Origin of the sequence: Psychroserpens sp. (genome assembly GCF_045105015.1) — a bacterium.
Classification (GTDB): domain Bacteria; phylum Bacteroidota; class Bacteroidia; order Flavobacteriales; family Flavobacteriaceae; genus Psychroserpens.
Genome location: NZ_JBGCCX010000049.1, coordinates 1 through 13028, shown reverse-complemented (window position 1 = coordinate 13028; position 13028 = coordinate 1). Strand labels below are relative to the sequence as shown.

Here is a 13028-nt window from a genome sequence, read left to right as displayed (position 1 = left end):
TTAAGGTTTGATACGTGTACGAAAATGTCTTTTCCTGTTTCGTCGTTGGTAATGAATCCAAATCCTTTTGAATCATTGAAAAATTTAACTGTTCCAGTCATTGTAATAAAAATATATAATTAATTTAAGTTGCAAATGTACATCAATAAATCTTGACATGTGTTAATTAATTGTAATTTTTTAATTAATTGACTATCAATGGGTTTAGTTTTTCTGATTTTCTCGCATCTTATCTAGGTTCTCTTTGCTTAGCATATAATCCTTGACATCTCTATCTTTCCAGCGATAATAAGAAAATAAAGGAATAACTATTAAAAAAAGGCCTAAAACACCAAAACCAATGAGTTTTTGAGCATAATCGACATCCAATAAAAATCCACAAATAATACTCCCAAGGGAAGCTAAAAAAGCAATTAGGATAATATATTTCATAAGGTATATTTCTTTATTTCTACGTCGTAAAATTAATCAATTCACGTCTGTAAGCTGTTAGAAGTTTAGATTTTGATATAAAACCATAATACTTTCCCGCTTTAATTACTGGTAGATTCCATGCTCCAGTATCTTGAAATTTTTTCATGACAACTTTCATCGAATCTGTTTCATAATGAATATGTTCTGGTGGATTATGCATAAAGGTTTCAACTGTAGTTGATTTGTAAAGTGTTTGATCAAACATCACATCTCTAATATTGTCTAGTAATATAATTCCAACCATTTGTTGGTGTTCATTCACAACAGGAAATAAATTTCGACTTGACTTCGCAACACCTTGATGCAGCATATCACCTAGATTCATTTCAGGATATAGAACAGTAAAGTCTTGCTCTATAACACTATCTAATCGCATTAAAGTTAAAACTGATTGGTCTTTATTATGAGTTAAAAGCGCACCTTTTTCAGCGAGTTCTTTTGTGTAAATTGTATAATCAATAGCATTTTTGGTAATAATAAATGACATAGAAACGGTTATCATTAAAGGCACAAATAATTGATAACCTCCTGTGATTTCAGCAATTAAGAAAATAGCTGTAAGAGGCGCATGCAAAACTCCAGCAATCAATCCTGCCATACCAATAAGGGTAAAATTTGATTCTGAAACTTGAAAACCTAAGCCAATATTATTGATAACTTTGGCTACAACATTTCCTAGAGCACTACCCATAACCATTGTAGGAATAATGATTCCTCCTGCTCCACCTGCTGCAAAAGTTGTTGACATAGCTACAGCTTTAAATATTGTAATTCCGACGAGTAAACCAATAACAATCCAAATATTATCTAAGTGATTATCAAATGGTGTTTCTCCCAAAGCGTGTAAATGATTTCCATCTAATAAATCGTTTATAAAACCAAATCCTTCACCATATAATGGAGGAATAAAATACAACATCACACCAATAGCTAAACCACCAACAATAAGTTTCTGACCGTTAGTTTTAAAGCGTTCAAAAAACTTGTAAACCGAAAAATATATCTTGGAAAAATATATCGATGCGATTCCAGTACCAACACCTAATATGATAAAAAACAAAGTGTCTCTCAATGCAAAAGGCGTTGACACATTGAAATTCAGAAGCACACTATTTCCGACAAAAAAATAAGAAGTTAACACTGAAGACACAGATGCTATTAATAATGGTAATAGCGATGCAAATGTTAAGTCTAGACTGAACACTTCAATTGCAAAAATAATAGCGGCAATTGGCGACTGAAAAATAGAGGCTATAGCTCCAGCTGCTGCACAACCGATTAATAAGGTTCTTGTTTTTCTATCAACATGAAACAGCTGACTTAAATTTGAACTCACTGCAGAAGCTGATGCAATAGCTGGCCCAAGTAATCCAACAGAGCCTCCAAAACCAGCTGTTATAGGTGCAGTAATTAATGGTAAATAAATTTTGCTTCGCTTAAGCAAACCGTTCTTTTTAGAAAGTGAGAATAAAATACTAGGTATCGCATGCTCTACTTTCTTTTTAGACACATATTTCACAAACAAATACACAAGCCAAAGTCCGATAACAGGTAACACAAAATAAATTCCATTTTTAGATACAATAGCTAATTGGTCAAGTACCCACTCGATTCCATAGGTAATATTCTTGATAGTTACAGACACCAATCCTGACAATAAGCCAATCAACATTGCCAACAGAAACACAAAATTCTTCTGTGATATGTACTTATATCTCAAAAGCAATAAACGTTTTATGATGTTTTGAATGTACATTAATTTAATTCTTCTTTTAACGCTTGTAAATCTTCTGGATAAATTTGTCTCAAAGTCTCAACATAAGGTCTATTATTATAGTAACCGATTCGGTAATCATTAATCGCTTCTTCGATTTGTGTTTTCGCTTCTTCAGTTTTATTTTGAATTTTGAATATTTGAGATTTATAATATTTAGCATCTGCACTTAAATCTCTTGAATATTGAAGTTGTTTATTAAAATTCAAAAGCGCTTCTTCGTATTGTCCTGTTTCAAAATAAGCAATCCCTCTGTATAAAAACGCAGTAACTTCAACCCAATCTTCGCCAGATTCTTCAATTTCAGTATTGATATACTTATCAAAATAAGCTATCGAATTTTCATAATCTTTCAAGCCTAAATAGCAAATTCCTCTCCAATAGTCTACACTATGTCCTTGAGGTGCATCAATAAAATTTGGTGTTAAGGTATCTGTGGCATCAAAATCAGCAATAGCTTTTTTATAATCTCTATAAAACCATAAATAATTATAGCCTCTATAGCCTTGCCATATAGAAGGAGCACAATTAACAGCTTTATTTATTTGTGGTTTCCATTTATGAGGAAGCCCTCTTTTGAGGTAAGCTACAGACAGTTCTCTTACTGCTTCATCATAAGTAGAATCAATCTCTGTAGCACGTTTTATCCCATTGATACTCATCATTGAACCTTGCGGATAATGAATCGCTCTTTTATATACAGTTTCTGCTCGTTCTCTATCACTATCACAAGACATAATAAAGACCATACAAACCATACTAAGGAATAATTTCAGTAATCTCTCCATGTTCTATTCGGTATGATACGTACATATATGAATCTCTATTCTCTTCCCACAAAAAAGCGGGTTTCCAACCTTTCGCTTCTGAAGTCAATTTAAATAATTGATTCTTTAGGTCTTCATTAAATGTTATAGGCTCTAAATTTAAATTGTTTTCATGAATGACAAATCGACCTACTTCTCCTTCACAATTAACTATAAATCTTATATTCAAATATCCAGAATCTGAATAATTATTATTTATATAAGACAAATTGATATAATTTCTAAATCCATTTTTGCCATTAGGATAAGGCAATTCAGGAGTATTATAATATTGAGCAATATAGTCTTCATTACAAACATTAAAACCTTTGTTTAACAACGCTGTTTCAGGATCAATATAATGTGACGAGTGTTCAAAAGGCTCATGCTTTGGCATTAGGCTGGTGTTAAACATATAATAACCAAATCCTACAAAACACCCTATCGCTATTACCATGATGCCAAGAACGATGCCAATAATTTTTAAAACCTTTTTTGTTCTCACGTATTAAATCTACTAAAAAATCCTGCGTTATGCAGGATTTTGATTTATGATTTTAAGTTAAGTTTTAAACTTAACTCGGTTAGTTGTTCATCATCAATTGGTGCAGGTGCATCAATCATGACGTCTCGTCCATTATTATTTTTTGGAAAGGCAATAAAATCACGAATAGTTTCTTGTCCGCCAAGAATAGCTACTAAGCGATCCAATCCGAAAGCCAAACCTCCATGAGGAGGAGCTCCATACTGAAAAGCATCCATTAAGAATCCAAATTGAGCTTTAGCTTCTTCAGGCGTAAATCCTAAATAATCAAACATTAAAGCTTGTGTTTCTTTATCATGAATACGAATAGAACCACCACCAATTTCATTTCCATTAAGGACTAAATCATAGGCATTTGCTTTTACAGCTCCTGGATCAGTTTTTAATAGTTCAATTTGTCCTGGTTTAGGAGATGTAAATGGATGATGCATTGCATGATAACGTTCTGTGTCTTCATCCCATTCTAATAGTGGAAAATCCATAACCCAAAGTGGCGCAAATTCGTTTGGGTTACGTAAACCTAAACGTTCTGCTAACTCCATACGTAAAGCACTTAATTGTGCTCTAACTTTGGTAGTATCACCTGACAACACACAAATTAAATCACCTGGTTTAGCTCCAGTAACTTCCGCCCATTTAGCTAAATCGACTTGGTCGTAAAATTTATCTACAGAAGATTTGTAGCTTCCATCATCATTACACCTGCAATACACCATTCCTAAAGCACCAACTTGTGGACGCTTTACCCAATCAATAAGCTTATCTATCTCTTTTCTAGTATGTGAATTTCCTCCAGGCACAGCAATACCAACTACTAATTCTGCGGAATTAAACACGTTAAAGTCTTTATGCTTAGCAACACTGTTTAACTCTCCGAATTCCATTCCAAAGCGAATATCTGGTTTGTCATTTCCATACAAACGCATCGCATCATCATAGAGCATTCTTGGGAATTTATCTACTTCAACGTCATTCACTTCTTTTAATAAGTGACGTGTTAAGCCTTCGAATGCATTTAAAATATCTTCTTGCTCAATGAATGCCATTTCACAGTCAATCTGAGTAAACTCAGGTTGTCTATCGGCACGTAAATCTTCATCTCTAAAACACTTTACAATTTGAAAATACTTATCCATTCCACCAACCATAAGCAATTGCTTAAACGTTTGTGGTGACTGAGGAAGCGCATAAAATTGACCTTCATTCATACGAGATGGCACAACAAAATCACGAGCACCTTCTGGTGTAGATTTAATTAAATATGGTGTTTCAACTTCAATGAAACCTTCTTTAGACAAATAATTTCTAACTTCTTGTGTTACTTTATGTCTAAAAATCAAACTATCCTTTACAGGATTACGACGAATATCTAAATAACGATATTTCATACGTAATTCTTCACCACCATCTGTTTCATCTTCAATAGTAAAAGGTGGCAGTTGTGCTTTATTTAAAATGGTAAGTTCAGATACCAAGATTTCAATATCACCTGTTGGTATATTTGGATTTTTTGAAGCACGTTCAATGACATTCCCTTTCACTTGAATTACAAACTCACGTCCTAAATTTTGGGCTTGTTGCATCATCTCTTTTGATGTGCGTTCTTCATCAAAAACCAATTGTGTGATTCCATATCGATCACGTAAATCTAGCCAAACGATAAATCCTTTATCACGAGATTTTTGAACCCAACCTGAAAGCGTTACTTCTGTATTGATGTGTGATGCTCTTAACTCACCACAATTATGACTTCTGTACATAGTATATTATTGAGCTGCAAATTTAATGAAGTTAATGGACTATAAAAATGAAAAAGCCATAACATTACATTATGGCTTTTTCTGCTATTAATCAAACCTTTCTAATTCCCTAAAAGGCTTATTGAACTTTGGCAAAAAAACCAAAGTATGCTCTTAAATTTGAGTTTCTATTCTTTTGTCCATATTAAACGTTTCATTAACTATTACTTCAGAAGATGAATTTGTACCCTTAAGCCACATTTTAAATCTTGTTACTAAGAAAAATAATATTGGCACTACAATTAGTGTTAAGAATGTTGCGATGAACAATCCGTAAATTACTGTCCAAGCTAGAGGTCCCCAAAAAATAACGTTATCACCACCTACATAGATATTAGCATCAAAATCACTAAACAACGTAAAGAAATTAATATTTAATCCTGTTGCTAGAGGAATCAAACCTAATATTGTTGTAATTGCTGTTAATAATACCGGACGCAAACGGGCTTTTCCTCCTTTAACAATTGCTTCAAGTAGATCTTCTTTTTTTAAATATTGATCGTCTTCTAAGTTTTGGTCAAGTTTTTTTCTATCAACTAGTAATTGCGTGTAGTCTAACAATACAACACCATTATTTACTACAATACCTGCCAATGAGATAATTCCCATCATGGTCATCATAATAACAAAAGCACTACCAGTAATAATCAACCCACCAAAAACACCAATCAAACTCAAGAAAATAGCCAACATGATAATACCTGGTTTAGAGATAGAATTAAATTGAAATATTAATAAGAAAAATATGAGTCCAAGTCCTATAAAAAATGCAGACATTAAAAATGCCATTTGCTTATTTTGTTCTTCAATCTGACCTGTAAAATCTATTTTAACATCTTTTGGAAGATCATTGAATGATTTCATCTCACTTTGAATTTGAGACACAATTGCGCCAGCATCTGTATATCCAGCGGCTAATGCAGAATACACCGTTACAACACGCTCAACATCTTTATGCTTAATTGCACTAAATCCAGAGGAGTTACTTTGGCTCGCAACTGCTGAAACTGGAATCTCCTTGATCTGTCCGGAAGCCATATCTCTAAACGTAATTTTCTGATTAAAAATGGCACTTTTATTATAACGGTTATCTTCATTAAAACGCACATAAATATCATAGTCGTCTCCACCTTCTTTATAAATTCCAGCTTTCGCTCCAAAAATAGCATTACGTAATTGCTGACCAACTTGTCCTGAAGACACACCCAATTCACCTGCTTTCTTACGATCTACATTTACTTGCATTGAAGGCTTAGAACGATTAACATCTATTTTCAATTCTTCAATACCTCTAATGTTTTTAGTATTTATAAAATCACGCATTGATTCTGCCGTAGCAATTAACTCTTCGTAATCCTTACCTTCTAATTCAATATTAATTGGATAACCAGCAGGAGGACCAACCGCATCTTTTTCTACTGAGATAGCTACTCCTGGATAAACACCATCTAAGTCATCTTGTACCTTTTTAAGGAGGTCATTACTGTCTGCACCTTCACGATATTTGTACTCTCGCATGGTAGCTGTAATCTTTGCACGATGTGGCATTTCTGCTGCAGAGCCTCCATCAGTTTGAGGGTTTCCGGCACCTTCACCAACTTGAGAGACTGCGCTTTCAGTTAAGAAATTATAAGCTCCATTTTTATAAGCGTCATCATTAATGATTTTATACACACGCTGTTCTATATCTTTAGTAATAGCATTGGTTTTTTTGATATCTGTACCTTCTGGATATTCGATATATACAATGATTTGATTAGGAGTATTATCTGGGAAAAATTCCACTTTTGTTCTTTGACTTCCAATGGATGCTCCAAAACCTCCAAAAGCGACAAACAGTAATACCACTGTTGCAATAGTTATAAAAACAGGACGTTTTCTTGTCAAAGCCCCTCTAAGTATTTTTTCATAGAAGTTTTCCCATTTAGGTAAGGTTTTAGTTTGAAAATTATTAGCCCACTTTCTTAGGAATAATCGATACACCCAAAGTAAAATTGAAGTGACTATCATTAAAGTCCCTAATCCTCTATATTCTCCACCAAAAACAAAAATCAATATGCCTATAATAGCTACTATAGATGTAATTTTAATGATTTCTTTTAAAGGCATTTCTTTGTCTTCAATAGTCATATATCTTGAGACTAATACAGAATTGAAGAAAATAGCAACAAATAACGATGATCCTAAAACAACAGATAAGGTAATCGGGAAATATTGCATAAATTGTCCCATAACTCCAGGCCATAAACCAAGAGGAACAAAGGCTGCAACAGTTGTTAATGTGGAAATAATAATTGGAAATGCAATTTCACCTATTCCCTTTTTTGCTGCTTCAATTCGACTCATGCCTTCTTTTTCCATAAGTCGATATACATTTTCAACCACAACAATTCCGTTATCAACGAGCATTCCAAGACCCATTATTAATCCGAAAAGAATCATCGTATTCATGGTATAACCCATAAGGTTTAAAATCATTAACGACATGAACATTGACATTGGAATAGCAAACCCAACAAAAAGTGCATTTTTAAAACCTAGAAAAAACATTAAAACAGTAACTACTAAAATAATTCCGAAGATGATATTATTGACTAAATCGTCAACTTGACCTATCGTTTTTTCAGATTGATCATTTGCGACAGTGACTTTTAAATCAAGTGGAAAATTATTCATAATGGCATCATCAACAATGGTGCGAATTTTTTCAGCTGCAGCAACCATATTTTCTCCTGCTCGCTTTTTAACATCTAGCATTACAACAGGTGCACCAAACTCTCTAGCATAGGTCGTTTTATCTTCATCTTTAAATGTCACATCAGCGATATCTTTGAGATAAATTGAATTTCCACGTTCACTCTTTACTACAAAATTTTCTAAATCTTTAGGATTTTCAATTTCACCTAATATACGTATGGTACGTCGTTGTCCGCTTGAAATTAAATTCCCAGCAGACATCGTCATATTTTCATTATTTATTGTATTGATAATATCATTAAAACTCACTTGAGCAGCCATCATTTTATAAATATCTACAGCCACCTCAACTTCTTTTTCTTGAGCACCTCTAATATCGACTTGCTTGATTTCCATAAGCCCTTCAATTTCATCCTCAAGAAACTCACCATATTCCTTAAGTTTATCAATAGGATAATCTCCAGAAATATTAATATTTAAAATTGGAATTTCCTCAGACATACTCAAATCAAACACATTTGGTTCAACTTTAGCGCCATTAAACGTTGGCCAATCTTCACTTGCGGTTTCAGAATCTACTTCATCTTTTACTTTTTGTTTAGCAGCTTCAACGGAAATGTTTTCATCAAATTCAGCAATTATAATGGAGTAATCCTCTTGTGAAGTTGATGTAATTTCAACAACATTACTTATTGTTTTAAGTTGATCTTCAATTGGATCTGTGATCAGTTTTTCAACATCCTCAGCTGTATTACCAGGATAAATAGAACTAATGTAGATTTTTGTTTCCTTTATTTCAGGGAAATTCTCTCGAGGCATACTAAAATAAGCACCTGTACCCAAAATTAAAATCAAGGCAATAAGCACATACATTGTTGTCTTGTTATTAATGGCCCAAGATGATAGGATAAATTCTTTATCTACTTTTTTCTTTTTCTGATTCATTTTTTTCTGAATTTAGTTAGCAGATTGATTAGATTCTATCTTAAGAATTTTAACGTCTTGCCCGTCTTTTACACTTCGAGCTCCTTCTTGAATAATTTCATCAGTATTCGTTAGACCCGAAAGCACTTCAATATCGTCACCTTGTGTTTTTCCTGTAGTAATTATAGTTCGCTTAGCAGTAGCAAGACTATCTTTCTTATCCGAAATCGTATACACATACTGTTCGCCATTTGCATTTTCAGAAATGATACTAAGTGGTATTAAAATTGCTTTATCGTTCGTGTAATCGTTAATTTTTAATTTAGCCGTTAAGTTTGGCTTAATATTATTACTTGTATTCGGTATGGCAACTTCAACCTTAAAAGTTCGGTTTGCTGGATTTATAAAACTACCAGCTTGACGAATTTTAGCGTCCATTGTAGCGCCTAAAACAGGGAAATCCACCTGAACTGTTTTACCTTCAGTTACACTTGTAATGTAACTTTCTGGCACATCAGTTTCGATATACATGTCGTCTAAATTAACAATACGAAATAACGCTGTTTGCCCTGGAGCAACAACACTCCCTTGTTCTGTAATGACATCATCAATCGTACCTGAAAAAGGTGCTTTAACTATAGTTCTAGATACTTGTTGCTGTAATTGGTTAACCGCTTTTTGTTGTGCTTCGTAAGTTGATTTAGCTTGTAAAAATTGTATTTCGCTACCAATATTTTGGTCCCAAAGGCGCTTCTGACGCTCGAATGTTGTTTTTGCTAAATCAGCTTGAATTTGTAGTTGAGCTACTTGTTGACTTAATCCTCCATCATCAATCTTTGCTAAGGTTTGCCCTTTAGTTACCTGTTGACCTTGTTTAACAAAAACGTTGGTCATAATACCAGAATACTCAGGGTATATGACTAAGTTTTTCTTGGTATCTACATTTCCTTGAAGCTCTACAAAATGAACAAATTCACTTTCTTGAGCTTGAAATGTTGTTATTAAAGGAATTTTTTCTTGAGGGTCTAATTCTTTAATTTTGAGACTCAATTGTTTCAACTGATTTTCTAATTCCTGTTGTTGAGCATCAAGTTCAGTTTTCTTTTTTCTGATTTGCTCTAAATCGTTTGAAGCTATAATATCTTCGATGTTTGCGCTTTTATCAGTTCCGCATGACACTACAAAAAGTGCTATTAATGATATAATTATGATTTGTTTCATTTAAGTGTTTTTAGTTGATTGGTGTATTTAGGACAGTTTCTAATTCGGCTTTAGAATTTATAACATCCAACATTGCTTGAAGTAATTCTTGCTGAGCAGCATACAATTGTGTTTGTGCTTGTCTGAGTTCAAAACTAGAACCAATACCTTCAAAAAATTTAGTTTGATTTTTAGTTTCTATACGCTCGGCTAATGCTAAGTTTTCTTGTTTATTCTCATAATCTTCAATAGAAAATTCAAAATCGCTTTTAGCTGATGCAATCTGTAACTTTAATCGCTGTTCTGTTTCAGTTAAATCATCTTCAGATTTTTCTAAGTTAATTTTTGCTCTTTGTGTACGAGCACTCTTTAAACCAGATCCAAAAATTGGTATATCAATATTGAATCCCATTGCTGCTGTTCCAGCCCAAGCTTGATTACTACTAAAAAATCGAAACTTATCATTATTCCCTACATAAGATCCTGTAAGAAACCCACTTATTGTCGGCAGAATTCTACTTTGTTCAAGTTTTACTAATAATTCTTTAGACACCTTGTCATTACTAGCAATTTTGTAATCTATAGTATTCTGAACATCACTACTTGCATCAAGAATATTTAAATCTAAATTACTAATTGCAAGCGTTTCTAGAGAATCAGATAATAACGTATTATTATTGATATCTAATCCTAAAGTAATGTTCAACATTTGATATGCTAAATCCTTTAAGCGTGTTGTATTATTTAAATTACTTTTTACACCAGACAAAGTGATTTGAAGTTGTTCTACACTTTCTTCTTCTTCTAAACCGTTCTCATATATCTTAGTAATTTCATCAAGATTTTTCTCTAATACGCTTATGTTTCGTTCCAGAACTTTAATACTCTCTTCGGCGAGAAGCACATTTCCATAGGCATTAATAACAGATTTACGAACCTCTAAGTCAGTTTTGATTTTGGCGTTTTCTGAAATTTCTAAAAACACTTTCGCCGATTGTAATCCTACAATATAGGAACCATCGAAAATAAGTTGATTTAATGTGACGGAAGGTGTCATATTCTGTTTTGCACCAATATCTTCTATCCCATCATTGTTGAAATCAATTCCTGGAAATTGACGTTCTAAATTGTTAACATAACTTATTTGTCCATTAATTTGAGGTAAGCCTGTTGCTATGGTTTCCCACTTTTGTTTTACAGCAGCATCAATATCTCGAGTTGCATTTTTAGCTTGTCTGCTATTTTCTAAAGCATAATCTATTGCTTCTTGCAGCGTAAAACTGCTAGGATTCTCTTGTGAGAAACCTAAAGAGATAGTGATAATACTTATAAATAACATGAGTGATTGTCTCATAATTTATGATTGATTCTTATTTATAAAATTGTTTAGTATGGTCATTCCTTTTTCTGTAACAATAGCACGTAAGTGGTATTCGAGATAGCTTTCCATGAGGTACTCCATTTGAAATTGTTCAGAAGGAAAAAACATATTATCTTTAATACCTGTCATTCCAGTAAAATACATTCTCGAAATAAAATCAATATCAATTGTTTCTCTGAAAAGGCTGGTGTCTACACCTTGTTTAAGACTCTCTTGTACTGACTGATGCATTTTTTCAAACTGCTTAAATTTCAATTCACCATGAATTTTTGGGTAATACTTTTTTAGTTGATATTGTGGTGATGATTTTTCGTTTTTTAGATGATGCATCACAAACATTTTTATTGAATACAGTTCTTCAATTGGATTAGGAGCATTCTCGCAAATGGAGTCAATTCCATCACAAATAGTATCAAAAAGATTGAATGTGACTGCTTCAACAAGCTTAGTTTTATTAGGAAAGTGAACATAAATAGTTTTTTTAGAAATACCCATTTCACTTGCTATATCGTCCATTGTAACGCTTTTGAACCCTAGGGTTAAAAACAACTCCGTTGATTTATGTAAAATTTTTTCTCTCATAATTTGATTGCAAATCTACAACAGGAAACTTTAAAAACAAAAATAGTTTCCATAGTTTTAATCTTTTTTTAACATATAGTTAAAGTGTGATTGTAGATTTAGCCATTTACATTATTTTTGTACAATGCAAAACATTCAATCCTATCATGATGCGTTTTTAAACCATTTAGAAACGTTCATAAAACCTAAAGAACCTACGACACTTTATGAGCCGATTAATTATATTATTCAACTCGGAGGGAAGCGTTTACGACCGATTTTAACGCTCATGACAGCTGAAATCTTTGGTTCAGAATACAAAAAAGCACTTAATGCAGCGTTAAGTATTGAGGTCTTTCATAACTTTTCTTTAGTTCATGATGATATTATGGATGATGCGCCTTTACGTCGTGGCAAAGCTACTGTTCATGAAAAATGGGATATAAATACAGGAATCCTCTCAGGTGATGCTATGCTTATTTTAGCCTATCAACTATTTGAAAACTATGAAGCTAAAACTTTTCAAGATTTAGCTAAGTTATTTAGTAAAACTGCACTAGAGGTTTGTGAAGGTCAACAATATGATGTAGACTTTGAAACACGAGATGATGTCACTATTGCTGAATATTTAAAAATGATAGAATATAAAACTGCTGTTTTAGTTGGAGCTGCTATGAAAATGGGAGCTATTGTTTCCAATGCCTCAGAAGATTGTCAAAATTCTATTTATGAATTTGGTAGAAATTTAGGAATTGCTTTTCAACTTCAAGATGACTATCTAGATGCTTTTGGTGATCCAAAAACCTTTGGAAAACAAGTTGGAGGTGATATTATTGAAAACAAAAAAACTTATTTATACCTCAAAGCT

Annotated in this window: 11 protein-coding genes; 1 reads left to right on the top strand and 10 read right to left on the bottom strand. The window is 32.9% G+C overall.

What is annotated here, in order from left to right; all coding sequences use genetic code 11:
* The 10 genes from AB8B90_RS04040 to AB8B90_RS03995 form a co-directional block, all read right to left on the bottom strand.
* The coding region (locus AB8B90_RS04040) for a cold shock domain-containing protein (RefSeq protein WP_405333895.1) at nt 1–101 on the bottom strand (101 nt) is incomplete at its 3' end.
* Between the two features lie 103 nt (nt 102–204).
* Complete coding sequence (locus tag AB8B90_RS04035) at nt 205–432, bottom strand: hypothetical protein (RefSeq protein WP_405333893.1); 228 nt, start codon at nt 430–432, stop codon at nt 205–207.
* 19 nt (nt 433–451) lie between these two features.
* Nucleotides 452–2230, bottom strand: coding sequence for a chloride channel protein (locus AB8B90_RS04030; RefSeq protein WP_405333891.1), 1779 nt, complete (start codon nt 2228–2230; stop codon nt 452–454).
* Nucleotides 2230–3036: a tetratricopeptide repeat protein gene (locus tag AB8B90_RS04025; RefSeq protein WP_405333890.1), complete on the bottom strand. Its 807-nt coding sequence runs from the start codon at nt 3034–3036 to the stop codon at nt 2230–2232. Before AB8B90_RS04025 ends, AB8B90_RS04030 begins: the two co-directional genes overlap by 1 nt.
* Nucleotides 3008–3559 carry a hypothetical protein gene (locus AB8B90_RS04020; protein WP_405333888.1) on the bottom strand — a complete coding sequence of 184 codons (552 nt, stop codon included), beginning with the start codon at nt 3557–3559 and terminating at the stop codon, nt 3008–3010. The genes AB8B90_RS04025 and AB8B90_RS04020 overlap by 29 nt, the downstream gene beginning before the upstream one ends.
* 44 nt (nt 3560–3603) lie before the next feature.
* Nucleotides 3604–5358, bottom strand: a complete 1755-nt coding sequence (gene aspS / locus AB8B90_RS04015; RefSeq protein ID WP_405333886.1) for an aspartate--tRNA ligase — start codon at nt 5356–5358, stop codon at nt 3604–3606.
* Between the two features lie 153 nt (nt 5359–5511).
* Nucleotides 5512–9039, bottom strand: coding sequence for an efflux RND transporter permease subunit (locus AB8B90_RS04010; protein WP_405333884.1), 3528 nt, complete (start codon nt 9037–9039; stop codon nt 5512–5514).
* A 12-nt stretch (nt 9040–9051) separates the two neighbouring features.
* On the bottom strand, nt 9052–10239 hold the full coding sequence (locus AB8B90_RS04005) for an efflux RND transporter periplasmic adaptor subunit (RefSeq protein WP_405333882.1): 1188 nt from the start codon (nt 10237–10239) through the stop codon (nt 9052–9054).
* A gap of 10 nt (nt 10240–10249) precedes the next feature.
* A complete protein-coding gene (locus tag AB8B90_RS04000) occupies nt 10250–11572 on the bottom strand; it encodes a TolC family protein (protein WP_405333879.1) in 1323 nt (440 codons plus the stop codon).
* A 3-nt stretch (nt 11573–11575) separates the two neighbouring features.
* Complete coding sequence (locus AB8B90_RS03995; RefSeq protein ID WP_405333877.1) at nt 11576–12181, bottom strand: TetR/AcrR family transcriptional regulator; 606 nt, start codon at nt 12179–12181, stop codon at nt 11576–11578.
* Between the two features lie 124 nt (nt 12182–12305).
* On the opposite strand from AB8B90_RS03995, the gene AB8B90_RS03990 reads away from it, so the two are divergent.
* The coding region (locus AB8B90_RS03990) for a polyprenyl synthetase family protein (RefSeq protein WP_405333875.1) at nt 12306–13028 on the top strand (723 nt) is incomplete at its 3' end.

Excerpts from the sequence above, each read along its gene's own strand:
- AB8B90_RS04025 (WP_405333890.1), bottom strand. The coding sequence starts at position 3,036 with ATGGAGAGATTACTGAAATTATTCCTTAGTATGGTTTGTATGGTCTTT.
- aspS (WP_405333886.1), bottom strand. The coding sequence starts at position 5,358 with ATGTACAGAAGTCATAATTGTGGTGAGTTAAGAGCATCACACATCAAT.
- AB8B90_RS04030 (WP_405333891.1), bottom strand. The coding sequence starts at position 2,230 with ATGTACATTCAAAACATCATAAAACGTTTATTGCTTTTGAGATATAAG.
- AB8B90_RS04000 (WP_405333879.1), bottom strand. The coding sequence starts at position 11,572 with ATGAGACAATCACTCATGTTATTTATAAGTATTATCACTATCTCTTTA.
- AB8B90_RS04035 (WP_405333893.1), bottom strand. The coding sequence starts at position 432 with ATGAAATATATTATCCTAATTGCTTTTTTAGCTTCCCTTGGGAGTATT.
- AB8B90_RS04005 (WP_405333882.1), bottom strand. The coding sequence starts at position 10,239 with ATGAAACAAATCATAATTATATCATTAATAGCACTTTTTGTAGTGTCA.
- AB8B90_RS04010 (WP_405333884.1), bottom strand. The coding sequence starts at position 9,039 with ATGAATCAGAAAAAGAAAAAAGTAGATAAAGAATTTATCCTATCATCT.
- AB8B90_RS03995 (WP_405333877.1), bottom strand. The coding sequence starts at position 12,181 with ATGAGAGAAAAAATTTTACATAAATCAACGGAGTTGTTTTTAACCCTA.